This window comes from Frankia sp. AgB1.9, assembly GCF_016786355.1.
Lineage (GTDB): Bacteria > Actinomycetota > Actinomycetes > Frankiales > Frankiaceae > Pseudofrankia.
Map to the genome: position 1 here is coordinate 69,145 of NZ_JADWYX010000026.1, position 25,368 is coordinate 94,512.

The 25,368-nt window shown below is 71.8% G+C and carries 19 protein-coding genes and 1 pseudogene; 12 read left to right on the forward strand and 8 right to left on the reverse strand.

Annotated elements, in window-relative coordinates; genetic code table 11:
* The first annotated feature begins 47 nt into the window (after positions 1-47).
* The 5 genes from I6A60_RS12710 to I6A60_RS12730 all read left to right on the forward strand — a co-directional run bounded on the left by I6A60_RS12710 (position 48) and on the right by I6A60_RS12730 (position 7,544).
* Positions 48-1,418, forward strand: a complete 1,371-nt coding sequence (locus I6A60_RS12710; RefSeq protein WP_238435310.1) for a 26S protease regulatory subunit — start codon at positions 48-50, stop codon at positions 1,416-1,418.
* Positions 1,415-2,515, forward strand: coding sequence for a tetratricopeptide repeat protein (locus I6A60_RS12715; protein WP_203023074.1), 1,101 nt, complete (start codon positions 1,415-1,417; stop codon positions 2,513-2,515). Before I6A60_RS12710 ends, I6A60_RS12715 begins: the two co-directional genes overlap by 4 nt.
* A 129-nt stretch (positions 2,516-2,644) precedes the next feature.
* Complete coding sequence (locus tag I6A60_RS12720; protein ID WP_203023075.1) at positions 2,645-4,138, forward strand: metallophosphoesterase family protein; 1,494 nt, start codon at positions 2,645-2,647, stop codon at positions 4,136-4,138.
* A gap of 327 nt (positions 4,139-4,465) precedes the next feature.
* A complete protein-coding gene (locus tag I6A60_RS12725; protein WP_203023076.1) occupies positions 4,466-5,299 on the forward strand; it encodes a LuxR C-terminal-related transcriptional regulator in 834 nt (277 codons plus the stop codon).
* Positions 5,300-5,402: 103 nt separating this feature from the next.
* The gene (locus tag I6A60_RS12730; RefSeq protein ID WP_203023077.1) at positions 5,403-7,544 is read left to right on the forward strand and encodes a WD40 repeat domain-containing serine/threonine protein kinase; all 2,142 of its coding nucleotides are present in this window, start codon (positions 5,403-5,405) and stop codon (positions 7,542-7,544) included.
* A gap of 137 nt (positions 7,545-7,681) precedes the next feature.
* Here I6A60_RS12730 and I6A60_RS12735 read toward each other — a convergent pair whose 3' ends face one another.
* The gene (locus I6A60_RS12735; protein WP_203023078.1) at positions 7,682-8,614 is read right to left on the reverse strand and encodes an alpha/beta fold hydrolase; all 933 of its coding nucleotides are present in this window, start codon (positions 8,612-8,614) and stop codon (positions 7,682-7,684) included.
* Positions 8,615-8,800: 186 nt separating this feature from the next.
* On the opposite strand from I6A60_RS12735, the gene I6A60_RS12740 reads away from it, so the two are divergent.
* Positions 8,801-9,061: a hypothetical protein gene (locus tag I6A60_RS12740; protein ID WP_203023079.1), complete on the forward strand. Its 261-nt coding sequence runs from the start codon at positions 8,801-8,803 to the stop codon at positions 9,059-9,061.
* A gap of 181 nt (positions 9,062-9,242) precedes the next feature.
* On the opposite strand, the gene I6A60_RS12745 is transcribed toward I6A60_RS12740, so the two are convergent.
* The 3 genes from I6A60_RS12745 to I6A60_RS43480 all read right to left on the reverse strand — a co-directional run bounded on the left by I6A60_RS12745 (position 9,243) and on the right by I6A60_RS43480 (position 12,698).
* Positions 9,243-10,808: a glycosyltransferase family 39 protein gene (locus I6A60_RS12745; protein ID WP_203023080.1), complete on the reverse strand. Its 1,566-nt coding sequence runs from the start codon at positions 10,806-10,808 to the stop codon at positions 9,243-9,245.
* A gap of 94 nt (positions 10,809-10,902) precedes the next feature.
* Positions 10,903-11,562 carry a response regulator transcription factor gene (locus I6A60_RS12750; protein ID WP_203023081.1) on the reverse strand — a complete coding sequence of 220 codons (660 nt, stop codon included), beginning with the start codon at positions 11,560-11,562 and terminating at the stop codon, positions 10,903-10,905.
* A complete protein-coding gene (locus tag I6A60_RS43480; RefSeq protein ID WP_203023082.1) occupies positions 11,559-12,698 on the reverse strand; it encodes a sensor histidine kinase in 1,140 nt (379 codons plus the stop codon). Before I6A60_RS43480 ends, I6A60_RS12750 begins: the two co-directional genes overlap by 4 nt.
* A 161-nt stretch (positions 12,699-12,859) precedes the next feature.
* Here I6A60_RS43480 and I6A60_RS12760 point away from each other — a divergent pair, with 161 nt between their 5' ends.
* Positions 12,860-15,211 (forward strand): bifunctional diguanylate cyclase/phosphodiesterase, encoded by a 2,352-nt coding sequence (locus I6A60_RS12760; RefSeq protein ID WP_203023083.1) that lies wholly within the window; start codon positions 12,860-12,862, stop codon positions 15,209-15,211.
* A 29-nt stretch (positions 15,212-15,240) separates the two neighbouring features.
* Here the strand turns inward: I6A60_RS12760 and I6A60_RS12765 are convergent, their stop codons facing one another.
* From I6A60_RS12765 to I6A60_RS12775, 3 genes are all read right to left on the reverse strand, one after another.
* Complete coding sequence (locus tag I6A60_RS12765) at positions 15,241-16,959, reverse strand: sensor domain-containing diguanylate cyclase (RefSeq protein ID WP_203023084.1); 1,719 nt, start codon at positions 16,957-16,959, stop codon at positions 15,241-15,243.
* A 9-nt stretch (positions 16,960-16,968) separates the two neighbouring features.
* Complete coding sequence (locus tag I6A60_RS12770; protein WP_307873660.1) at positions 16,969-18,204, reverse strand: EAL domain-containing protein; 1,236 nt, start codon at positions 18,202-18,204, stop codon at positions 16,969-16,971.
* A 160-nt stretch (positions 18,205-18,364) separates the two neighbouring features.
* On the reverse strand, positions 18,365-19,027 hold the full coding sequence (locus I6A60_RS12775; RefSeq protein WP_203023086.1) for a TetR/AcrR family transcriptional regulator: 663 nt from the start codon (positions 19,025-19,027) through the stop codon (positions 18,365-18,367).
* Positions 19,028-19,136: 109 nt separating this feature from the next.
* On the opposite strand from I6A60_RS12775, the gene I6A60_RS12780 reads away from it, so the two are divergent.
* Positions 19,137-19,913, forward strand: a complete 777-nt coding sequence (locus I6A60_RS12780; RefSeq protein WP_203023087.1) for a metallophosphoesterase — start codon at positions 19,137-19,139, stop codon at positions 19,911-19,913.
* A gap of 81 nt (positions 19,914-19,994) precedes the next feature.
* Here I6A60_RS12780 and I6A60_RS12785 read toward each other — a convergent pair whose 3' ends face one another.
* Positions 19,995-21,248: an ABC transporter substrate-binding protein gene (locus tag I6A60_RS12785; protein ID WP_203023088.1), complete on the reverse strand. Its 1,254-nt coding sequence runs from the start codon at positions 21,246-21,248 to the stop codon at positions 19,995-19,997.
* Between the two features lie 1,350 nt (positions 21,249-22,598).
* Here I6A60_RS12785 and I6A60_RS12790 point away from each other — a divergent pair.
* The 4 genes and pseudogenes from I6A60_RS12790 to I6A60_RS41550 form a co-directional block, all read left to right on the forward strand.
* Positions 22,599-23,111: an RICIN domain-containing protein gene (locus I6A60_RS12790; RefSeq protein WP_238435311.1), complete on the forward strand. Its 513-nt coding sequence runs from the start codon at positions 22,599-22,601 to the stop codon at positions 23,109-23,111.
* 61 nt (positions 23,112-23,172) lie between these two features.
* On the forward strand, positions 23,173-23,952 hold the full coding sequence (locus I6A60_RS12795; protein ID WP_203023089.1) for an amino acid ABC transporter ATP-binding protein: 780 nt from the start codon (positions 23,173-23,175) through the stop codon (positions 23,950-23,952).
* A gap of 201 nt (positions 23,953-24,153) precedes the next feature.
* Entirely contained in the window at positions 24,154-25,092 is a 939-nt protein-coding gene (locus I6A60_RS12800) for a glutamate ABC transporter substrate-binding protein (protein WP_203023090.1), read from the forward strand.
* Between the two features lie 30 nt (positions 25,093-25,122).
* A pseudogene (locus I6A60_RS41550) lies at positions 25,123-25,368 on the forward strand (hypothetical protein); the annotation flags it as partial.

Below are 25,368 nucleotides of genomic sequence, written 5' to 3' on the forward strand. Positions count from 1 at the left end.
CTCCGGACAGGCGGCCGGCGTCTCGTTTGGGTGGGTTCTCCCCTACGATGCGGTCTGTGGTGATCACTCCTGGCGCGGAAGGCGGCGCTGACCCGCTCCTCGACAGCCTGCGGCGCGCGGTCGCGGCGATGCCAGACGATCTGCCGCTCCGGCTGCACCTCGCCGAGCAGCTGCTGCGCCAGGGCCTGCGGGACGAGTCCGTCGCCATGTGCGCCGAGGCGCTGCGGCGGGCACCGGACAACGCCCAGGCCCGGGAGCTCATGATCCAGGCCCTCACACCGACCGAGACGCTCAAGCCGACCGCACCGGCTCAGCCCTCCCCCGATGCCGGGCACAACGTGCCGGTCCGACCGGTCGACCCGACGCCCGAGCACCCGGTCGCGGGCTCCGCCGAGCCCGAGGCTCCCGCCGCTGGTCCGCCGACGCGGGGCGCCTTCGACTGGGGCGCCGCGGAACGCGATCTCGGAGACCTCGTGCCGCCGCCCTTCGTCGGCGCCGAGCCAGCCGAGGGTTCGCCCGCGCAGCCGGGTCTCACCGACGCCTGGGAGGTGCGCGGCGTCGAGGTGACGCTGGCGGACGTCGGCGGGATGGCGCAGGTCAAGAAGCGGCTGGAGCAGGCGTTCCTCGCGCCGATGCGCAACCCCGAGCTGCGGCGGCTCTACGGCAAGAGCCTGCGGGGCGGGCTGCTGCTGTACGGGCCGCCCGGCTGCGGGAAGACGTTCGTGGCCAGGGCCGTCGCCGGAGAGCTCGGGGCGAAGTTCCTCTCGGTCGGGCTGGCCGACGTCCTGGACATGTGGGTGGGCTCCAGCGAGCGCAACATGCACGAGCTCTTCCAGCTGGCCCGGCGGGAAGCCCCGTGCGTGCTCTTCCTCGACGAGGTGGACGCGCTGGGCCAGAAAAGGTCCCAGACCCGCCAGTCCGCGACCCGCGGCACCGTCACCCAGCTGCTCGCGGAGATGGACGGGGTCGACGGGCTCAACGAGGGCGTCTTCGTCCTCGCCGCGACGAACCACCCGTGGGACGTGGACCCGGCGCTGCGGCGCCCGGGCCGGCTGGACCGCACCCTGCTGGTCCTGCCACCGGACCAGCCCGCCCGGGAGGCGATCTTCCGGTACCACCTCTCCCAGCGCCCCGTCGCGGGCGTCGACCTGGGCCGGCTGGCGAAGGCCACCGACGGGTACTCGGGCGCCGACATCGCCCACATCTGCGAGACCGCGGTGGAGCGGGCGCTGCTGGACAGCGTCAGCACCGGTCAGGCCCGGCTGGTGGGGATGGCCGATCTCCAGGCCGCCGTCGCCGAGGTCCGTCCCTCGATGGGCCCGTGGTTCGACATCGCCCGCAACGTCGTGCTGTTCGCCGACGACGACGGCACCTACGCCGACCTGCGCGCCTACCTCAAGAAGGCCAGGCGGCTGTGACCCCGGCCCAGCCCTCCGGTACGCAGCCCTCCGGCGAGGCCGCCGGTCTCGATCGGGCCACCGCCGTCGAGGCGATCGCCCACCTGCTCGACGTGGGCCGGTATGACGACGCCCGCGGCCGCGCCGCGGCGCTGCTGGGCCAGTACCCGGACGACGGCCACGTGCTGTGCCTGCTCGCCCGCGCCCTGCTGGGCGTGGGCGACGCGGCGGGCGCGCTACAGGTGGCCCAGCGATCTGTCGCGGTCAGTCCTGACGACGAGTGGGCGCACCGGCTGGTCAGCGTCGCCTTCGACCGGCTCGGACGACCTCAGCTGGCCCGGGACGCGGCCCGGCGTGCCACCGCCCTGGCGCCGGATCTGTGGCAGGGCTGGGTCCAGCTCGCCGACACCGCCCAGGACGTGCCCTGGGGCGAGCAGGAGGCCGTCCACGCCGCGACCCAGGCGATCCGGCTGGCTCCCCAGGAGGCCTCACCGCATATCGCCTACGGCCGGATCTTCATGAAGACCAATGCCGCCCACGCACGCTTCGCCTTCGAGGAGGCGCTTCGCCGGGACCCCGGCAACGCCGCCGCCCGCAACAATCTCGCCGTCCTCGATCTGCGGACCAGCAAGTTCCGCAAGGCCGGCGAAGGCCTGATCCAGGCCGCCGCCGCGGACCCTCGGAACACGGTCGCCCAGCACAACCTGCGCCTGGCCGTGTACGCCATCGTCGGGCGGGCCTGCCTCGCCGTCGTCGTCTTCACCGTCGTGCTCGCCAGGCCCCTGCTCCTGCTCGGCGACGCCACGGGCCGGCTGCCGGTCCCCTTCACGATCATCTGGATCGTCGGCGAGGCGGTCGGGCTGGGCTTCCTGGTCTGGTGGCTGCGCCGGCTCACCCCGCCGCTGCGGCGCCACCTCTGGTATCTCATCGGGCGCGACCCGATGCTCCGGGTCCTCGTCGCCAGTCTCGCCGTCGTGGGCCTGCTCGGTACCGTCGGCGTCCTGGCCTGGGGGCCTGTCGGGCTGGCCAGCCGGATCCTCACGGTGCTCGTCGTCGTCGCGGTCCGCGTCCTCACGGGGATCGCCTCTCGCCGGCTGCGTCGCGGGCGCGCCGGCTGAGCGTCGTCGCCACGGGTCGGGGCTGAATCCGTCGGCCATCAGCCGGCCGAATCCCAGGGAGCCGTCCGGACCGCGAAAGGCCAGGACGATTTCACCTCCAGGCCGGAACGCCTGCGGGAGAATGCCGCCGTGCCCTGCCGCTGCCACGTCACCCGCCGCGACCTGTTGCTGTGGTCCGCGCTGATCGCCGCCGCGCCACTCGTCGCCTGCTCCGATCCCGACGAGTCCGCCGCCCGGGCCACCGCGGCCGCGACGACGGCCGGCGTCGACCCGCGCACGGTCAGCCCGGTGAACCTGGAGCTGGTCACGCTCACCGAGACCAGCGCCGTGATCACCTGGTACACCGGTATCCCCGGCACCGACGACGGCACCAAACGGCTGCTGCCCCAACCCGCCGACGGGCAGATCTCCTACGGCACCAGCCCGTCCCGGCTCACGATGACCGCGCACGACAAGGGCGGGCTGACCCCGTACCACTACGTCGAGCTGACCGGGCTCGAACCGGGCCAGACCTACTATTACCGGGCGGCGTCGGCCGGCAAGACCGCCGCGCCCACCCCGTTGCCACTGGTGAACGGCAACGCGGCGGGCACCGCCGCACCGGCCGGCGCGGACGGCCCCTTCGTCTTCACCACGCCGCAGCCACCAGCGGGGCGGCACCTGTTCTCGATCGCGCTGTGCAACGACCTGCACCTCGGCGAGACCGTCGCCGGCCTGGTCGGCGGCACCACCATCAAGGGCATCTCCCAGCAGCCCGGGCTCCCGAAATACCCAGAGATCATGCTCGAAGGGCTCGTCTCGGAGGCGACCGCTCGCGGCGCGAACTACCTGCTCGCCGCCGGAGACATCTCCAGCGAGGCGCGCACCGCCGACGTCAGCCGGGCCCGAACGCTGCTCGACCGTTTCGGCACCTACCGGCAGGACTACTTCGTCGCCCGCGGCAACCACGACCGGGCGCACGTCGGCGCGGACTACGCCGCCTGCAGCCCCGGCGAGTGGCAGGGCAACGACTGCTTCCGCGACGACTTCTTCGGGGCGTCAACGCCGACGTACTTCTCGCACGACCTCCACGGCCTGCACGTGGTCGGGCTCGACACCTACGACAAGGCGGGCAACGGCGGCGACGCCGGCGGGATGTCCCCAGCCCAGCGGTCCTGGCTGGCCGCCGACCTGAAGGCGCACCGCGACCAGCCGACGATCGTCTTCGGCCACCACCCGCTGGTGGTCAACGGGACGCCCTTCGGCGGCGGCCCGAGCAGCATGCTCGACGCCACCCAGGCGAACGATCTGCTGTCGACGTACGCGTCGACCCCTGGGGTGTTCCTCCACCACGCCGGGCACACCCATCGCAACCACCGGACCGTCAGCCAGGCCGCGCCGCGCGTCGTGCTGCAGGAGGTCTGCGCGTCCAAGGAGTACCCGGGCGGTTTCTCCCTCCTGCGGGTCCACTCCGGCGGATATGCGCTGAACTTCTACAAGTCGCGCACCGACCTGGCCCGCCAGTGGAGCGAGCGCAGCCGGCAGGAGCTTTCGGGCCTCTGGCCGCAGTTCTCGCTGGGCGCCGCCGTCAGCGACCGCAACAGCGTCGCCACCCGGGACCTGTCCGGACTCACCCCCGCCTGAGTCGGCCAGGAGCATTGGTTGCCGCGGATCCGAGAGTGGCCGTACGCTCCTGAATTGGGGCATCGCCGACATTCTTTGACATCGTCGGCAAACCCTCGGCGGGCATCGCGCGACTGCCGGGCCCGACCGTCTCGGCCGCCGTTGGAGCGCGTGGCTCGGCGAGGTCTTTATATGCGCGCGGGCGGGAACTGGCGACCGCCGGCGCGAGACGGTACCGATCGGCCTGTCGCACTCGAGGGACAACGTGTCTCGTCCTGATCGGGTCCGCCCAGGCCCGCGGACATCCCCGGATCGCGACAGCGGCGGGGGTGTCGAGGAGGACGAGCTATGCCAGAGCCGTGCCAGGACAATGTCGCTGACGAGTTCCTCGCGGGAGCCGCGTTCGAGTTGCGGGAACGCACCGGTGTCGATCTCACCCTTGCCGGCCGCGTCCACCCGCGGACCAGGATTCTGACGATTCGTTGTGCCGACGGCGCGCGAACCGACGCGTGCCTGGGATTGACGCTGGCGCCAGGGCGCGGCGCAGGCGGCCGGGTTGTCACGCTGGGGCGGCCCGTGTCCGACGACTACGCCAACAAACCAGTCGTCGACTCCAGTGGGCGACGCCGAGTCGAGTGCCGCGAGGACCTCGGCTCCCTGCTCGCCATGCCCCTGCGGCTCGGCGGCCGCGTGGCCTACGTCATGTACCTGGGGGAACGGGCCGGAAAGCCGTTCGGCACCGCGACGACCCGGTCCGCGCTGACGTTCATGCAGCAGCTGGAGACCTACATCGCCCGGGCCGCGCGGAGCTACCAGTTCGGTTCCCCGCAGCGGTGGAACGTCGACGAACGGGCCCTCGCCCAGATCTTCACCGAGCTGGCGCAGCTGTCCCGCGAGGTCGCCGCGGCGCCCGCCCGGGAGCGCATCGCGGCCATCCGCAAGCTGCTCGCGGAGAGCATGCTCGAGGCTATGCCGGACCAGGACGGCCGCGCCCTCACCCGGCGCGAGCTGGACGTGCTCCGGCTCGTGGCCGAAGGGCTGTCCAACGCGGAAGCGGCGCAGCAGCTCGTGGTGAGCCCGGAGACGGTCAAGGCCTATCTCCGCAACATCCGCAGCAAGCTCGGAGTCAACAACCGCACCGCGGCCGTCACCGTCGCCCGACGAGCCGGCATGCTCCAGTAACGCCGCCCTTGTGCAGCCCGACGGTCGGTCCGGTATAAATCGGGCGGGGGAGATCGCCTTCGCCCTGGTTGGGGACCAGGCAGGCGGCTATTGGGGGGGTTCGGTGGCTGACCTGCCGCAGGGGGTGACGGCCCTCGAAGAGTCCGATCCGTCCGTGCTCGGCCCTTACCACGTCCTCGGGCGCCTCGGCGAGGGCGGGATGGGCAGCGTCTACCTGGGCCGTCGCGACGGCACCGGGCCGTTCGTCGCGATCAAGGTAGTCCGGGCCGACCTGGCGCGCGTCCCGGAGTTCCGGGAACGGTTCCTGCGGGAGGCCAACGCCGCGCAGCGGGTCGCCCATGCGGCGACGGCCCCGGTCGTGGACGTGGACACCGCCGGCAGCCGGCCGTACCTCGTCACCGAGTACATCGAGGGGCCGACGCTCGACGCGCGTATCCGGGACCGCGGCCCGCTGTCCGCCGCCGAGCTCGAATGGCTGGCGACTGCCGTCGCCACCGCGCTGCGCGCCATCCACGCCGCCGGGCTGGTCCACCGCGACCTCAAGCCGTCCAACATCCTGCTCTCGCCCTTCGGGGCCAGGGTCATCGACTTCGGCATCTCCCGAGCGATGGACTCCACCACCATGCTCACCGAGGGGACCATCGGCACGCCCGCCTTCATGGCCCCCGAGCAGGCACTGAGCCAGCCGGTCTCCGAGACGGCCGACATTCACGCCTGGGGTGCCGTCCTCGCCTACGCCGCCGCGGGCCGCCCTCCTTTCTCTGGTGACTCGCTGCCCGGCGTCATGCTCAGCGTCGCCTACGACCCGCCCGTCCTGGACGGCCTCCCCGTCGGGCTGCGCCCCCTGGTCGCCCGCGCCATGGCCAAGAACCCCGCCGACCGGCCCACCGCCGCCGAGCTGTTCGACCTTCTCCACAGCCCGCGGCCGACCGCCCCCCTGGCCGAGCCGGCGGACGCGGCGCCTCCCGCTCCTGCCGGGTCCCCGGACCGCTCCGGCGTCCGCCCGTCGACGCCCCCTCCCGCTTACACGGGCAAGGTCTCCAGCAGGGACGCCACCGCTCGCTTCGAGACCCCGGCCGGGGGGGCCGACCTGGTCACCTCGTATGCCGGCCAGCCGTCGCACCAGACGGTCGTCCAGCGCAAGCCGCGGCAGGGCCGGACCACCATCGCCCTCGTCGCCGCGCTCGTGGCCGCCGGGACGGTCACCGTCGCCTTGCTGACCAACGTCCTCGGCAGTGGTGGCAGCGGTTCGAGCGTCGCCCCAACCGCCAAGCCGTCGGTCGCGCCGACGTTCGCCCTGCCCACGGGCGCGGGCCGCGCGCTGGCCGGGCCGACCGACAAGGTGCAGTCGGTGGCGTTGTCCCCGGACGGGCACACCCTCGCCGCCGGCAGCGTCGACCAGCGGATCTACCTGTGGGACGTCACCCGGCCGGCCAGCCCCGTCTCGCTGGGCCAGCCGCTGACCGGCCCCGGCAGCTGGGTGTCGTCGGTGGCCTTCTCCCCCGACAGCCACACTCTGGCCGTGGGCAGTGACGACCGCCGGGTCTACCTGTGGGACGTCACCCGGCCGGCCAGCCCCACCCCCCTCGGCCAGCCGCTGACCGAGCCGGGCGACTGGGTGCGCTCGGTGGCCTTCTCCCCCGACGGGCACACGCTCGCCGCGGGCAGCGGGGACGGCAAGGTCTACCTGTGGAGCATCACCGGGACCGGCGCCACGGCGCTCGGCCAGCCGCTGCAAGGTCCGGGCAGCTCCGTGCGGGCGGTGGCCTTCTCGCCGGACGGCCACACGCTCGCCATCGGCGGCTACAACCACGAGATCGCGCTGTGGGACGTCACCCGGCCGGCCAGTCCCACCCCGCTGGGCCAGCCGCTCACCGGACCCACCGACTTCGTGCTGTCGGTCGCGTTCTCCCCGAACAGCCACACCCTCGCGGCCAGCAGCGGCGACGGCAAGATCTACCTGTGGGACGTCACCCGGCCCAGCGGTCCGACGCCCCTCGGGCAGCCGCTGGTCGGATCTGGCGGCTCCGTCCGGTCGGTCGCGTTCTCCCCGGACGGCCGCGCGCTGGCCGCCGCGGGCGACAACGGCACCGTCTCGCTGTGGGACGTCACCCGGCCGGCCAGCCCCACGCCGGTCGGCCAACCGCTCACCGGGCCCGGTGCGGCCGTGACCGCGCTGGCCTTCTCCCCACGCAACGGCACCCTCGTCGCCAGCAGCGAGGACCGCACGGTCTACGTCTGGTGATGCGCCTGGTCCGCCAGGTGGCTTGATCTCCGTTTCGGCCCTCGCATGGTCACAAAAACGCCGCGGTTACAGCCACGCGAGGGCGAAAACGGCGATCTTGGTGGCCTCGGGATGGGGCGAACCTTGTCGATGCGGTACTAGAGAGCAGTTCGTCCGTGTGGGCGGACGCTGGCGGCCAGGTCGCCGTGGAGGTCTTCCAGAAGGCGCACGCAGTCGTCGTCGGCGTCGAGGACGAAGTGGTGGTGGGCTTCGGGCAGCGTGATGAAGGTCGACGCTGCGGGCAGCGCGGTGCGTGCGTAGGCGGCGACCTCGTCCGTGACGACGAGACTGTGCCCGGCGCGCACGAACCAGAGCGGGACCGGCATGCGTGTGAGGCCGGCGACCACCCGGTCGTTGTCGATCGGTGGAATGCCGCGCTGGTCGAACTTCCAGGTCCAGCCGTCGGCGTTCGTGGCTGGGCACACGGAGTACTCCGCGACGGGGCGGATCACGTCGGCGGGAGTCTGCGGCTGCGGTGGCCGCAGCCGGAACCGGGCGGTGGCGGCGTCCCGGGACGGGTAGACGATCTGCCGCGTGGGCGGAAGCGTCCCCGCGCGCAGGGAAATCGAGCCGGCTGGCCGCAGCATCGAGTCGAGCAGGACGAGGCCGCCGAACCGGTCCGGGTGTTCCGCCGCAGCGACCGTCGAGATCCGGCCACCCATGCTGTGCCCGACCAACAGGGCCTGGGCGGAGCCGGCCGCGTCGAGCACCGCGAGCAGTTCGGCGATCCAGGCATCGACGTCGTATCGGTCGCGGTGGCCGCTGTCGCCGTGACCGCTGAGGTCGAGCCTGATCACCCGCCAGCGTGCCTCCAGGGTCGGCAGCAGCCGGTACCACCACATGTGGTGCGCCCGGTAGCCGTGCACCAGGAGCAGGTCGCGTTCGCCCGAACCGGACACGCCGTAGCGGATCGGCACACCGTCCACCCGGACCTCGTTCGGCAGCGCGAACGCCGACGCCGACTGCCAGGCAGCCGCCGATAGCTCCGGATGCGCGGTCCCACTGGTCGCGCCGACCTCGACCGGGTTCATTCCGCCTCCGACCAGCTGTCCCGTGCGGTAGCCAAACCATCCGATTGTCGACCGGCCCGGTCGGCCGGTGCGCACCGATGTGACCCGCGCGGCAATCCGCCGGCAGATTCCTGCCCGCGGCCGTGTTGCGGTCCGTCACGACCAGGGTAGGAGGTTCACCGCAACCCAATGGGGGGACGGTGGGGAATGGAACTGACGGAGGAAGTCCACCCGGGAATGAGTGCGGCCGAGCTGGCGGCAGAGCAGGCCGAACTACTGCCGGAACGCATTACACTGATGATGTTCCAGAACGGCCAGTCCGTGGGTACCGGCAACAACTCTCCGGCCAGCGGGGCGGCCAGCAACAGCGTCATTTCCGGTAACAGCTCGATGGTTCAGACGATCGGCAACACGGGTTCATGCGTCCATTCCCTCGCCACCGGCAGTACCTACACAAACCAGCGCTGACCGTTTGTCCGGTCCAGCGCCGCGACAGCCAAGGTCCGCCCGTCGTCTTGATCGCTGTTTTCGCCCTCTGGTGGCTACGAAACAGACCCGGTAACGACCACCAGAGGGCCGAAACAGCGATCATGGGGACGGGCGGCACGGGCCGGACGGCCGGGACGGGCCGAGTTGGGCGGAGGCGGCGCTAGCCGAGGTGACGGAGGCTCGGCCATTCCTGCGACCACGGGCGGACGGGCCCGTCGCAGAGCAGCACTGGCTTGCCGCGCTCGTCGTTGTCGATACCGGCGGCATTGTCGACGTACGCGGCGACCCGGCAGCCGCGGAGAAAGGGCGCGGCCGAACTGGGCCGGAAGCCGATCGCGACGACCGGACCGTCGCGATCCGGCGGCGGCCCCCAGTCTCCGAACGCGTTGTGGCCGCTGTACGCCGCCGGAAGCCCGAGCGCCGGACCGTACCGGTCGATCGCGCCCGCCTCGCCGTAGTTCCTGGTGAGAATGACCGGCGATCCCCGGCCGGGCGGCACCTGCCGGGCGACCTCCGCCACGGTGCGCACCAGGTCGGGCCACCCGATCGTCTCGCCGACGTCCGCGTTCATCGCGATGATCGGGCCCGCGTCGGAGGCTGGCAGCACCGGCAACCCGATGAGCAGGCCGGCCACGGCGCTGAGCGCGACAACGACAGCGGTAGCCGCGCGTCGAACGTACGGCCGACCGCGATCCAGCCAGGCGTCCACGGGGACGGCGCCGGCAGCGATCAGGACCGGCAGCAGGCCGGCGAGGTAGTACGACTTGCCGCCGGTAGCCATGAAGACCACGGCCAGCAGCAGGTAGGTCCACGCCAGGAAGCGCAGCCGGCGCAGGGCCGGATCGCGCAGCAGCCGGGCCAGCCCGACGATCCACACCGGGGCCAGCAGCGGGCCGGCGAGCAGGGCCTGGAACGGCAGAATCTGCCACCAGGGCTGGGAGCTGGCCGAGTTGCCTGCCGCGATCGAACGCGACACCGCGAGCTGGGGCCAGCCGTGACCGGCCTGCCAGACCAGCCAGGGCGACCACAGCACGATCATGATCACAGCGCCGGTCCACAGATAGCCGCTCGCGAGCGACCTGCGCGGCCCCATCACCCCGATCGTCACCACCAGCCCCGCGGCCAGGAACGCCGGCAGTGGCTTGTTCAGCAGGCCGACGCCCAGCACCGTGCCCACCAGCAGCCACAGCCGGTCGTCACCGGTGCGGTGCGCCCGGACCACCAGCCAGGTCGCCGCCGTCCAGACGAGCAGGTCGAAGGTGGCGGTGCTCAGGGTATGCCCGGTGAACAGCACGATCACGGCGACGGCCGCGGTCGTGGCGGCCAGCAGCTGGCCCCGGCCCCGCGCGCCCAGCTCACGGGCCAGCAGGCCGGTGATCAGCACCGTCAGGCCGGCGGCCAGCGCGGAGGGCAGGCGCAGCACGGTCAGCGAACCCGGGGCGATGCCAGCCATCGCGCGGGCGACAAGCGGCGTCAGCGGTCCCTGGTCGTCGTAGGACCAGGCCAGGCGGTGGCCGGCGGCCAGGAAGTACAGCTCGTCGCGGTGGTAGCCGTAGCGCGAGGCGAAGGCGACCAGCGCGGCAACCACCCCGGCCGCGACGACCAGGACGCCGCGAGCCAACGGGGTCACGCTCTGGGCCGTGACGGTCGGACCGGTGTCGGTCGAACCGTCGTCAGCCGAGCCGTGCGGGTCGGATTCGGTGGAGGTCAACGCGTTGCCGGCCATAGCCGACACCCTGGCCGATTCGACCGGCCGAGCGCATCGGCCGGCGGTCCAGACCCGTTCTCCACCCACGGGCAGAGATCCACGGGCAGGACGGTCAGTCCTGGCCGGGCCGCACGATGCCGTGGTCGAAGGCGAAGACGATCGCGGCGGCCCGGTCGCGGACCCCGAGCTTGTCGAAGATCGCGCCGATGTGCGACTTCACCGTGCCCGGACTGACCCGCAGAGCCTGCGCGATCTCCGCGTTGACCTGCCCACGGGCCAGCAGCCGAAGCACGTCGTGTTCCCGGGCGGTGAGCAGGTCGAGACGGGCCGCCTCCCGTCGCTGGGACGCGACCGCGCCGCGGTAGGCCCGCATCATCCGGGGCGCGACCGCCGGGTCGAACCAGGCTCCGCCCGCGGCGACGACCCGGGCGGCGGCCAGCAGGTCCTCGGCGGTGGAGTCCTTGAGGACGAATCCCTGCGCGCCCGCCTCGATCACCCCCCACAGCACCTCGTCCTCGTCGAAGGTCGTGAGGGCGAGCACCGGCGGCGGCTCGGGCTCGGCGGACAGCTGGCGGGTGGCCTCGATGCCGTCCAGCCGCGGCATCCGCACGTCCATGAGCACCAGGTCGGGCCGCAGCCGCGCGACGGTGGCCACCGCCTCGGCCCCGTCGGCGCACTCGGCGACGACGTCGAAGCCGTCCTCCGCCCCGAAGATGCGGGCCAGTCCGGTCCGCACGATCGCCTGGTCGTCGACGATCACGACCCGGATCACGTCGCCCCCACCGGGACGCGGCACCGCACCCGCCAGCCAGGCGTGGTCGCGCCGGCCTCCAGCTCCGCGCCGATCAGGGCGGCGCGTTCGCGCATCCCGATGATCCCGAAGTGGGGCCGGTCCGCGTCGGCCGGCCGGGCCTGCACGCCGACACTGTCGACCACCAGGTCCACGGCGCCGGCGGCGACGGTCACCGCTACCCGCGTGTCGGCCTCAGGGGCATGGCGGGCCGCGTTGCGCAACGCCTCCTGCGCGATCCGGTACAGCGCCACCCCGACCGCCGCCGGTACGCCGGCCAGGTCGCCGCTCGCCCGGTACTCGACAGCCAGGCCGTCCGCCCGTACCGCGTCGACGAGGTCCGCCAGCCGGGAGAAGTCCGGGAGTGCGCCCGTCACCTCGTCGTCGCCGGGGCCGCGCAGCAGGCTCACCGTGCCGCGCAGCTCAGCCATGCTGCGCCGGCCGACCTCCTCGGCGTCGCGCAGTGCCTCGTCGGCCGCGTCGAGGTCGCGGCGCAGCACGTGACGGGCGCCGGCGACCTGCAGAAGTACCGCGGTCAGGCCGTGTCCGACCAGGTCGTGGACGTCCCGGGCGATCTGGCGCCGCTGCTCGGCCTGAGCCTGCCGGGCGAGCTGCCGACGAGCCAGCTCCAGCTGACCGCTCAGCTGATCCTGGCGGTACATGGCCCGGCCGATCAGTCCCGGGAACGCGATCCCGACCATCCAGATGGCCCAGTTGAGGTGATTGCCCGCGGGCTGGAGCAGCACCACCACGACCGGGCAGAGGGCGGCCAGCCCACACACCAGACCAGCCCGCCAGGCCGGCCGCACCCACCGGGCCACCACCACCGCGAGCAGCGAGACGAGGAACATCGCCGGCTCCAGGCGGCCGGCCAGCTGAACCACCACCACCGGCGCCACCACCCCGACGACCAGCACCGCGAGCGGCAGCCGGGGCAGGCGAGCCCACCCGGCGAACACCGCGACCGGCACGGCCAGCGCCACGAGCCGGACCCAACCACCCGGATCGGCGACGGCGGCGACGACGGCCAGAACCAGCGCCGCCACCGGCACCCACCGGCGCAGCACATCGCGCGAGTGCGGCCCGGCCGCGTCCGCGTCTCTGCCCTCCCCCACCACGCTCCGACGATAACGCCGGCCTGGACACCACGAACGATTCCCGACATGGGCTACCTGTGAAAGCGTCCCGCAGCCCGATCCGGGTACTGAGCTGTTGGTCTGTAGGAGCGCTCGCCGGCAGGCAGGGGGTGGTGCCCGATGCATCGACGAGGTGCGCCCGGATGATCGACGGGCGTCGGACGGTGCGCGTCGCGGCTGTCGCCTGCGTGGCCTACCTGGCGGTCGTGGCCGTGTGCGCGCTGCTGCTTCCGTCGGCGGCCGGAGCGCAACTGTCCAGCTGCGCGGCCGCTGCCGCCTGCCTCGCCGTGGTGGTGTGCCTGGTGTGGACGGGCCGGCGTGCCCAGGGTGCAGACCGGCGATGGCGACTGATCATCGGAATCGCGACGATCCCGACCGTCCTGGTATCCGGCTGGCATCTCCGCTGGATCTTCGGGCACGGCGCGGTCGTCGCACCGCATGTGCCCTGGGCGGCGAGCAGCTTTCTGCTGATCTTCGTGGCGTACCTGGCGGGGGTCCTCGCCTTTCCCACCGATCCGCTCGAGGTCGGGGACGCCGGGTTTGGCGTGGGGCGCGACGGCTACTACTGGTACGCGATCATCGCGTTGGACAGTCTGGTGGTCGTCGGCTCGGTTTTCCTGATTGCCTGGGCGACGGTCCTGGAACCGGCGATCCGGTTGCGGCCGATCGACACCTCCGGCCTCGTGTCCAACACCGGGACCGTCGTCGGCTACCTGATCCTGATGGCGGCCGTACTGCTGCTGGCGACGTTCCGGCAGCCGCGGTCAGGCCTCGCGCTGGCCCTGCTCGGCGCCGGTCTGGGCGTGATGATGGTGTCCACGGCCTTCTACCTCAGCGTCGCGGCCGAGGGCGGCGGTGCCATCCCTCCGCTGGTGGACGTCATCGCCGCCACCGGCTGGCTGTTACTCCTGCTCGCCGGCCTGGTGCCGGTCCCCGGGTCGCCCGCCTCGGTCCGGCGCCGCGGCGGGCCGCGGGTCCTCTGGCTGCGGGCCGCGCTGCCGTATCTGGCACTCGGAGTGGCCGGTGTCCTGCTGGTGAGCCAGTTGATCGCAAACGGCGCCGTGGACCGCGTCGAGTGGGTCGGCCTGATCAGTCTGCTGCTCATCGCACTGGCCCGGCAGCTGATGACGCTGGGCGAGAACACCGTCCTGCTCGCCTCCGTCGAGGCAAGCCGGCAGGAGCTGCGCTACCAGGCGTTGCACGATCCACTCACCGGGTTGGCGAACCGGGCGCTGTTCGCCGACCGGCTGCAGCACGCGCTCGCGTTCCGGGAGAGCCGGCCCTTCGCGCTGGTGTACTGCGACCTCGACGACTTCAAACGGGTCAACGACACGCTTGGCCATGCGGCCGGCGACCGTCTTCTGACGACCACCGCGGCGCGGCTGCGGGCCGGCGTCCGGCCGGGTGACACCATCGCCCGGCTCGGCGGTGACGAGTTCGCGATCCTCCTCGAGGACGATCACGGTGATCCGGAGGCCGCGTGCCAGCGCCTGGCCGAGACGATCCGCGCCCCGACCCTGCTGGGGGGGCACCCCCAACCGGTCGGCGCCAGCCTTGGACTCGTCCTCGCCGACGCGCACAGCCCGCCGGCCGCCGACGCCCTGCTGCGGGAGGCCGACCTCGCCATGTACGCGGCGAAGCGCGAGGGCAAGGGCGGACTGGTCGTCTACCGACCCGACCTGTCCACCCACGAGTCAGCCCCGCAGACCCGCGCGGCCCTGGCGTACGCGCTGGGCGGCGACGAGCGCTACGGAACCATCACCGTCCACTACCAGCCGGTGGTCGACCTGCGCACCGGCGGCGTCTCGGCCCTGGACGCCGTGCCGCACTGGAGTCATCGGCTGCTCACGGAGAACCCGCCCGATCTGCTGGCCCGGCTCGCCGACGAGGCCGGTCTGACGGTGCCACTCGTCGGCCTCGTCCTGCGACGAGTCTGCCGCGATGTCGCGGCGCAGAGTCCACGCCTGCGCGGCAGGCCGGCATTCGTCAGCGTTCCCGTCCGCCGCGACCTCGAAGGAACAACCGTCGCCGAGGTCGCGGATCTCCTGGCCCACCATGACCTGCCACCACAGACGATCATCCTGCGGCTGTCCGAGACCTGCGGTGTCTCCGACCTCGACGCCGCGGCGCCTGTGCTGCGCCGCCTCGCCGGCCGGGGAGTCCGGCTCGCTCTCGACGGAGTCGGCGGCCGGGCCAGCACCTTCGCCGCCTGGCGCACCCTGCCGATCGAGATCATCAGGCTCGACCGCGACCTCACCGACGTCGACCCAACTCCCGGCGCGCAAACCCCGGCCGCGCAACGTACCCGCCGGATCCGCGACGCCGTCCTCGCCGCCGCCGCCCAGCTCGACCTGACCGTCGCCACCACCGGGATCGGCGACCGCGCCCAGGCACGGGAACTCGCCGCCGCCGGCTGCCACCTGGGCACCGGGTCGTACTACGGCCCCCCTCGCCCGCTCGACGAGGCGAACCAGGCCCTCCCCGCGGGCGGGTGAGCCGGCTCGCGCGGCTGGGCGCCGCGGCCTTACTCGTCGGCCGCTCTGCCAGCCGTGCCGCGAGAGCCCGGAGCTCCCTGGTAAGACGCGCGTCGCCCGGGGCCGCCGCGTTTCGCCACGTACATGGCGAGGTCGGCGGCGTTCAGCAACGTCTCGCCGTCCCGGAGCTCCGGGCTGGAGACAGCCAACCCGACGCTCGCGGTCGACCCGATCAACCGATCGCCCTGCAGGAACGGTGGTCTCAGCGCGGCGAGCGCGCGGTCGGCGATCGCCTCAAGGTCCGCGATTCGCTCGATGTTGCCGCACACCACCGCGAACTCGTCTCCGGCCAGCCGCCCGACGACGTCGCCGGGTCGCACGGCCGCGCTCAGCCGGGCCGCGGTCTCCCGGAGCAGCGCGTCGCCGGCCTGGTGGCCGAGCGTGTCATTGATCGTTTTGAACTGGTCAAGGTCGATGAAGAGCACCCCGATGCGGCGACCGTCCCGGCGAGCCCGGCGCAGCGCCCGTGCCAGACGGTCGAGCAGCGCGGTGCGGTTCGGCAGCCCGGTGAGACCGTCGTGCAGCGACCGGTGGCGGATCTCGGCCTCCATCCGGAACCGCAACGCCGCGGAACCGAGCACCGCGGCCACGGAACGGACCAACCCGGCTTCCTGGTCGGTGAACGGGGCCGCGCCAGGCGCCCGGCGCACCTCGATCTTCGCCACCGGCGCTTTTGGTCGCCCGACCGAGGCGGTCAACAGAACGCCGGCCTGCTCGGCCTCGGCGGCCATCGTCGCGGCCGGCGAACAAGCGGCGCGTTCGCCCCCGGACGGCGACGTTCCGGTGGGCGTGGCCGTGGGTCGTTCGCGACGATCCGCGCGAGCCAGCAGCCGCGCCCGGTTCCCGTCAGCGTTCAGCTCGTACATCTCCACCAGGTCGGCCTGCAGCCGGTCGCCGATCACCGCAACCGCGCGCTTCCACAGGGGTGCCGCGTCCCGTGCCTCCAACGCCCGCTGGCCAAGGTCAGCCACCGCCGCGAGTTCGGCCGTCCGCAGCCGCAGACTCGCCAGCGCCTGCTCCCGTTCGGTGATGTCGGTGGCCACCGCGGCCACGGAGCTCACCGCCCCGTCGGTGCCTCGAATCGGCACGAGATGGACCTCCAGGCACCGGTCGAAGATCTCGATCACCTCTTGGACCCGTTCCCCGGCCAGCGCTCTACGCAGGACGGAGGTCACCTGGGGAGAATCGGCGAACGTGGTGAAGACCGACGCGTCTCGGGCCTCCTCCAGGACGGCCGACGCCTGCGGGACCGCGGTCCCCTCCCGCACCAGGACCCGCCCGTCCTGGCCCACCAGAAACATCGACACCGGAGTGTTCTCCACGACGAGGCGCAGCCGGTCGTGCGCCGCTATCTCCTCGGACACGTCCTGCAGGTGCGTGAGGAAACACTGCTCACCGTCGGCGTCGGTCCGCAGCACGGTCGTCGCCACCGCATGGATCACCGAGTGGTCCGGCCGCACCAGGCGGACCACTCGGCGAAACCGGTCGGGGCCGCTCGCGGCGCGCAGGCGGGCCTGCTCGTTCCGCCGCTCCAGCTCTCCCGGGACGGTCGCGTCCTCCCAGGTCCAACGGTCGATCTCACCCGGCGCGATCCCGAAGAGGGCCCGGGTGGGCTCGTTGGCCCGGCGCAGGCGGTGATCCCGCACGCCCGTCTCGACGATCGCGATATCGAGGAGCTCGAAAAGGTCCGATTGTTCCTCCGGAGTCACGGTGACCACCTACTCAGCCACGGCAGGTCGGGGCTGGTGCGGGCGCGACCAGCGCGCTCGGCCCGGTCGCGGCTGCGCGCCAGCCCGGCCGGCCGCGCGGAGCCCGGCTGCCGGGAGCGTCGGATGGCAGGCGGTGCGGACGTCGGGTGTGGGGACGCCGAGCAGGAATCCCTGGCCGTAGTCGATGCCGGCCGCGCGGGCGGCGGCGAGCTCGGCGGGGGTCTCGATGCCCTCGGCGACGACCCGGGCGCCGAGGCTGTGGCCGATGGAGGTGATGCTCTCGGTGACGGCCCGGTGCGCGCGGTCGACGGCCATGCCGCGCACGAGGAACCGGTCGAGTTTGATCACGTCCGGGCGTAGCCGGAGCAGGAGGTCCAGGCCGGCGTGGCCGGTCCCCAGATCGTCGATGACGATGTCGACGCCGTGGCCGCGCAGGGTCTGGATGGCACCGAGCAGGTCATGGTCCTCGCCGATCCGCTCGTGTTCGGTGATCTCCAGGGCGAGGCGGTGCGGCGCGTCGGTGGACAGCAGGACGTCGACCAGGCCACGGGTGACGGTGGAAGGCGCGGCGTTCACCTCGAGGCGCACCCCGGGCGGTAGGTCGGCCAGCAGCGCGAGGGCGCGGCGGATGGCGGCGGTCTCGAGCTCGGGGCCGAGGCCGACCAGCGTGGCCTCGGCGAACAGCGGGCCAGGCCGGACGGCGCCCGCGAACCGGGCCAGCGCCTCGACCGCGACGGTCCGGCCGGAGCACAGATCGACGATGGGCTGCAGGTGGATCTGCGGGCCGCCGCTGTCGATGAGGTCATGGACGCGGCACCACGATCTGCCACGATCCGCCCAGGCACCGTCGAGGGCGGCCACATAGCCGGAGAGGAAGTCCGCGAGCTGACGGAAGAACCGGCCGTCGCCCGGCCCGAGGGACGGGCACGCCCCACGGTTCATGCCGCCTACCAGGCCGTACACGTTGCCTTGAGCGTCCAGGACCGGTGACGCCGCGTAGGCGCCGACGTCAAGGTCACGGACGGAGGCGGCGTCGGCCGTCCGCGGGTCCTGGCGCGCGTCCGAGATCACCGGCGGGATCGCCCCGGTCAGCACCCGGCCGAACAGGCCCCGCTCGCGGCGCACGCTGCTGCCCGGGGCCAGCCCGAACAGGCTGGGGTCCCCGCTGGTCTCGTGGACGACCAGCAGGTCCCCGTCGAGCCGACCCAGGCAGGCCAGATCGAGCCGCAGCCGCCGCCGTGCCATGTCAAGAAGATCCACGACGGGCACGCGCGGCTCGCCTACCTGGGCCTTAGGCCCCAGCAGAGTCGGGTACCTCGCCATCCCACACCCCGAGGCGGGGACTACCCACCCGCGAGGCCACGAACCGCGACCAGCCCACGACGGACCGCCCCGGCCGGCACGGTCAGCCTGCGGCCGCCTCGGTGTTGCCCAGGACGGCAGTGATGGCCTGCCCGCACAGGTCGCGAATCCGGGCGGGGTCGGCGGCGTCGGGGTGGGACAGGGACAGCGCGGCGACGCCCCGGGCCATGCCCATGACAAGGAGCGAGGCGGCATCGGCGTCGACGCCCGACCGGATCGAGCCTTCCTGCTGTGCTTCGCGGATGAGGCGCGCCAGGAGCTGGTGGGTGGCCGCGTCGGCCTCGGTCATCGCGGGGACGTTGGAGCTGGTGGGAAAGGTGGCGCCCCACATGACGAGGACGGCGCGCTCCTCGATGCTCTGGCCCGAGATGACGATCTCAAGGAACGTGTCGATGATCGCGCGTAGCCCGTCCAGCTTGGGCAGCCGCTCGGCGTCGTCTCCGGCGCGGCCCAGGGCCAGCATCGTCGCGTCGAAGGTCCGGCCGTAGGCGTGGTCGATCAGGCTGCTGACCAGGCCGTCCTTTGAACCGAAGTGGTAGGCCGGCATCGCCCGGCTGATCCCGGCGCGTTCGCCGACGCCGCGCAGCGAGGTCCGCTCGATGCCCGCCTCGGCGATGAGCTCGGCCGCCGCCCGCAGCAGCGCCGCCTCCGACGCCGCGCGCCGTTCGGCCTGGGTGCGTCGGGGCTGGTCAGCCGGCGCGGTCATACCGGCAGCGTATGAAGATCCACAAAGATTGACAAACCTGGAAGTCGCCCGAGGAACCTGAGCCCGACGGGCCGGGCGGCCGGGCGAAGGCGGCGAGGATGATGGTGCCATGGTCCGTGTCGCAGCAGTTGGAGACCTGCACGTCACCGCCAAGGCCCCACCAGCCCGGCTCCGGTCGTTCTATCAACGCGCGGCCGAGGTCGCGGACGTCCTCCTCCTCGCCGGCGACCTCACCAACGACGGCACCAGCGAATCCGCCGCGACGCTCTGCGCGCTGTTCGGTGGGCTGGACCTGCCTGTCGTCGCGGTCCTGGGAAACCACGACTACGACCACGGCGAGGAGACGGCTCTCGCCGAGATGCTGACCGGCGCCGGCCTGACGGTGCTGGAGGGCACGTCGATGGTCGTCGACACCGCCGGCGGGCAGATCGGGATCGCCGGCGTGAAGGGATCCGGCGGAGGATTCGCCGGCGGCACGGTCACCGAGCCTGGCGAAAGGGAGCTGACGGCGTTCGCCCAGCGCACCGTGACGGCCGCGCGGGAGTTGCGAGACGCGCTGGAGCGGCTTGACGTCGACCTGCGGGTGGCGCTCACGCATTTCGCGCCAACCCCGGAAACCCTCAAGGGCGAGCCGCTGGAGCTGTACCCGTTCCTGGGAAGCGACCTGCTTGGTGCCGCGATCGACGGAGCACCGGCCGCCGGGGCGGTGGCCGGGCCGGAGGACGCCGGGCGTCGCCCGGTGACGCTGGCCGTGCACGGCCACGCGCACTACGGAATCGAGGTGGGCCTGACGCCCGCCGGCACCGCGGTGCGCAACGTCGCCCTGCCGGTCATTCGCGCGCCGTTCGCCGTCTACCAGCTCCCGGACGTGGTCCGCGTCGGGTGACGCCGGCGCGGCGACGGCCCGCCCACCGCCGAGGAGGCAGTGAACGGGCCGCGCCAAACGCCGGGGCGCCCGGTCCGTCCGTCAGGACGCGGGGGCGACGGTCTTACCGGGGACCAGCTTGCCGCAGACGGGATCGCCGCCGGGGACGAGGGTGAACTTGTCGCCCTCGAGCTTGGTCAGCCACCAGCAGTTGTCGGCGCCGTTCACGATGTTCACCCGGTCGTTGATGTCCGCCTTGTGGCCGCCGAACAGGCCCATCGCGTCCCAGTCGTGGACGTTCGACAGGGCCTTGATCAGCGAGGCCTGGGTGGCACCGGAGCCGGCGTCCTTCAATGCGCGGACGAGAAGTCCGGTCGCGACGTAGCCGGTGTAGGACGCGTAGGTCGGCGCCAGGGTGATGTGGGCGCTCGCGAAGTCGGCCTGCAGCTGCTTGGTCGCCGCGGTCTGCATCTCGACGGGCTCGTACCCGAGCGTGAAGTAAACGCCCTGGGCATCCTGGAGCGCGCCCTGGCCAGCCTGAAGAATGTCACCGCCGTAGCCGGTCGGCAGCAGCACGCCCTTGAGGTCCACGCCCTGGTCGCGCAGGCCGCTGATCAGCGCGAAGCCCGTGTTCGGGTCGACCGACGCCCAGAGCCCGTTGATCCCGGCGTTCTTCATGGCCAGCACCTCAGGGCCGACGTCGGTGCTGCCGAAGGGGAACTTGGCGTTCAGGTAGCCGACCTTGATGCCCGCGACCTCAGCGGACAGCGCGCCGGAGGCCGCGGACTCGGACGAGATCGGTGAGACGCCGTAGCCGAGCGAGGCCAGGTTGGTCACGCCCACCAGCTTCAGCAGCTCGCCGATGGTCGTCGACACCTTGGTCTGCTGCAGCGGGCCGGCGACCGAGAACATGTTCTTCGCGGTCGACCACTCCGGGCCGTCCTGGCTGACCCCGATGACCGGGACGTTGTGCGCGGTCAGGTAGTTGGTCGTGGTGAAGAGGATGGAGGACTCGGCCAGCACCGCCAGCACGTGGTCCTGGGTGACGAGCTTCTGCGCGGCGGCCAGCGCGGTCGTCGGGTTGGTGGCCGTGTCGGCGACCACGTACTTGATCTTGTATCCGTTGCGGGAGGCGTAGTACGTACCCGCCTTCACGCCGTCGACGAAGGTCTTGTTTCCCGACGCCGCGGGTCCCGTCACGTCGGTGAGCACACCGATCGTGACCGTCTGGTCAGAGCCACTGCCAGCGGCGTTCGTGCCACCGCCCGACCCCGACGAGCCACAGCCGACGGCTAAGAGCGTCACCGCGGCGGTGAGGCACGCGGCTCCCACTATTGTTCGGCGCCTAAGGATCATTACGTCCCCTTTGTCATCAGTGGTGAGACCTGGGACGCCCACGACGCGGCTCCACCGACTGGGCTGCCGCCCTCGGCCAGCGACGGCCCGAGCGCGGCGCCGACGTCGGGGCCGAGGACGCAAGCGAGGCGTGCGCCGGCTCAGGTCGCCGGGTCAGTTCGAGGCGGACAGCACGGGCCGCCGCTCCCCCGCCGTGACGGCCGGTGGCCGCCGCGGGCACGTCGACCCGACCCCGCCGCGTCCCTCCCAAAATCTCTACACATATCTAGCACCAGCGCCAGCGCGGCGCAACGGCGTCCGGCCGCCCACGTGGAGTGATCATGGGGCCACAAAGCCGGTCGTGGTGCAACGCCACCAGCAAGAGGGCACGGAGTCTCCGCGACAGACACCGAGGCGTTCGAGGACGTAGGTCTGGACCTCTACGACCCGGCGGCGGTCGTCACGACCGCCGAGTCGCTCGTCCACCAGCGGAAACCGCTAGATATCTCCGGCGAGAGCACAGGCGAACCTCGAGTGGCCGCGGACGGACATCGGGGCAGAGGCTCGAGGAGCGGAGGGTTCGGGAGCCGTGCCACCGCGGCGGCGGGAGTCCAGCGTCGGCTCGGTCGGCCAGGTAACCGCCAGCCCCAGTCTCAGCCGCGGCTGGGGCTGGGGCTGGGGCCGCAGCTGGGGCCGTCGCGACCGTGGCCTAAACCCCGCCTCCGGCAGGGTTCGCCCGTTTCGGCGTTCCATGATCGCCGTTTCGCCCCTCCAGTGGTCGTATCCGGTGCTGTTTCGTAGCCACTAGAGGGCGAAAACAGCGATCAAGGTGACGGGCCGACGGTTGGCGGTCGCGGGACTGGACCCCGCCGACCCGCCTGACCAGCCGCCAGCCGCCAGCCGCCAGCCGCGGCGAACGATTGCATTCAGGAAACCAGCCCGTTCCGCGATCGCGACCGCCCAATTGGGTGCCACAAGGCGTCAGTGGTAAAGAACTGTCAAGGAGAAAAGAAACGGTAAGAAGGCTGTCCGCTAGGTGACGCCATCCCTGGTAGATACCTGCGCCGATACGTCGCCCGGGCGCGCTAGCCTTGGATGACGCAGGCTACTTGATCATCAGGAACTATTTCCCCGATCCTTCCCGCGCGAAGCTCTGCGGCATTCGAAAGAGGTAGCCGAGGGCGTCTCGATCGCCTGGAAAACGGCTTTCTCTGGCGGAACGAAAGGCAGGCGGGCGGGGAACAGCCCGCGTCGACGGGACGGTTTCCGGCCTTCTCGCGGGCCTACAGTGAGGTGTTTGTCTTCATGAGATCCTGGTCAGCTCGCGCCGGTGTGGCACCCGGCCGCGCGCGTCGTCGTCCGTTCGCCTGGTTGGCATTTCTGGTCTCGGCCACGTTGTGTCTGGCGGCTGGCGGAATCGCCGCCGCCGGTCCGGCGAGCGCCATCATCGTCGACCCTGGCGGGGGCTCTGGCGGAGGCTCTGGCGGAGGCTCTGGCGGGCCTGCCCTCTTCGGCCTCAAGCGCGTCGGCAACTACGGCTGCCTCGATGACCCGGCAAACGGCACCAGTACCTCCGTTCAGTACCAGGTGTACTCCTGCAACCAGACCGCCGCCCAGAAATTTTACCTGACCGCCGGATCCGTGCCCGGCACCTACCACATCGTGCATGGAAATCTGTGCCTGGTTCCGGATGGCAGCAATTCCCTCCTGCTCGTCACGCAGCGGCCATGCGGTCCGGGAGACGACTTCAACTGGAACTGGGGGCTCGTGGGCGATGGGACCGTGTACATCACCAGCCCCTACTACAACGGCTTCGGCCTGGAGATGTACGACAACCTGAAGGTTGGCGCGGTGTACGCCTACTACGCCTGGACCATCGTCTAAGACCGATACCACCTGCGGCTGCCACCCTCGAACGCCATTCAGAAAGGAGATTCAGGTAGTTATGTCCCTGGCAGCACCGGCGCCGGCGCCGCCGGTCCCGACCGGCCAGCCGGTCATCGTGCTGAACAAGGTGTGCAAGTCGTTCGGCGCCCACCAGGTCCTCCGGGACGTCGATCTGACCGTCGACCGCGGCGAGGTCGTCGTGATCATCGGGCCGTCCGGGGCCGGGAAGTCGACGCTGTGCCGCTGCATCAACCGGATCGAGGTGATCAGCTCCGGCAGCATCACCATCGACGGCGTCCCGCTGCCGCAGGAGGGCAGGGCGCTGGCCCGGCTGAGGGCGCAGGTGGGCATGGTCTTCCAGTCCTTCAACCTGTTCAACCATCGCAGCGTGCTCGACAACGTCACGCTGGCACCCATCAAGGTCCGCCGCATCCCGCGTGGGCAGGCCGAGGCCACGGCGCGTGAGCTGCTCGACCGGGTGGGCATCGCGGACAAGGCCCACCAGCTCCCAGCGGAGCTGTCGGGCGGCCAGCAGCAGCGGGCCGCGATCGCCAGGGCGCTCGCGATGGAGCCCAAGGTCATGCTGTTCGACGAGCCCACGTCGGCCCTCGACCCGGAGATGATCAACGAGGTCCTCGACGTGATGCGCGAGCTCGCCGCGTCCGGCATGACGATGGTCGTCGTCACCCACGAGATGGGGTTCGCCCGCACCGTCGCGAACCGGGTGGTCTTCATGGACGACGGCCGGATCGTCGAGACGGCACCGCCGGCGGAGTTCTTCGCGAACCCGCGGTCCGAACGCGCCAGGGATTTCCTCGGCAAGGTGCTCAGCCACTGACAATCGCGCCACTGACGACCGCGCCGCTGAAACCGCACCGCGGAAAGCCACGTTACTGACAACCGCGTTACTGACAACCGCGCCGTCGCCCGCCGGGTGCGGCGCGGGTATTGCCGGTCCCCCGGCAAGCCGAAATGCCTCCCGACAAGTCTCTCGCCGGCCACGAGCCCGCGCGGGGAGACAGCAGAAGAGGGGAACACCATGTTCAGATGGACTCGCCGGTCGGCGCCTGCGGCGGCCGTAACGGTCGGCCTCGCCGCCGTGATCGCGCTGACGTTCGCCGCGTGCGGCGGCGGTAGCGACCCGGGCCCTGGAGCGGCCCCCGCCGGCACCGCCAAGGCGACCAGCGGCTACAAGATGACCCAGGCGACCGCATTCCCGGCCAGCGCCACCCTGGACAGGATCCGGCAGCGGGGTGAGCTCATCGTCGGCACCAAGTTCGACCAGCCGCTCTTCGGGCTGCAGAACCCGACGACCGGGAAGGTCGAGGGTTTCGACACCGAGATCGCGCGACTGCTGTCGATCCGCATCTTCGGCAGCCCGGACAAGGTGAAGTTCGTCGAGACGGTCTCGAAGAACCGGGAGCCGTTCATCCAGCAGGGCAAGGTCGACGTCGTCGTCGCCACCTACACGATCAACGACGCGCGCAAGAAGCTCGTCGACTTCGCCGGGCCGTACTACACCGCCGGCCAGGACATCATGGTCAAGACCGGCGACACCACGGTCCACGGCGTCACGGACCTGAACGGCAAGAAGGTCTGCACCGTCGAGGGCTCCACGTCGGAGAAGAACCTGCGGGCGAAGGCGCCCGGTGCCAGCGTCGTTCTCGTGGACACCTACAGCTCGTGCGCCGAGCAGCTCCTCGACGGCCGGGTCGACGCGGTCACCACGGACAACGTCGTCCTGCTCGGCCTGGTGTCGCAGCACAAGGACGCCCTGAAGCTCGTCGGCACGGCGTTCACCTCGGAGCCGTACGGAATCGGCCTGACCAAGGGCGACGACGGCTTCCGCGCCTTCCTCAACGACACCCTCGATGAGGCCTACCAGAACGGCGACTGGGCGAGCGCCTTCCACTCGACTGTCGGCACTGTGGCAACCACGGTCCCCGCCACTCCGACCATCGACCGCTACGTGGCCTGACCGCCGCACCCGGCCCGTTCGGAGCCCACCGTGAACGTCGTCCTGGACCACCTGGACGTATTCGGGTCGGGACTGTCGACGACCCTCCAGCTCACCGCGCTGTCCTTCCTGCTCGCGCTGGGTGTTGGTGTGGTCGTCGCGACGGCGCGAGTCTGCCCCGCCCCCCCGCTGCGGGGGGCCGGGGGGGGGCTGGCCGTGCCCCGGATCCTGATGCTGTCCAGCAACAACATCCTCTCGCCCGCGTCCGGCCGTCCGCTGGCGATGCCGAGCCTCGAC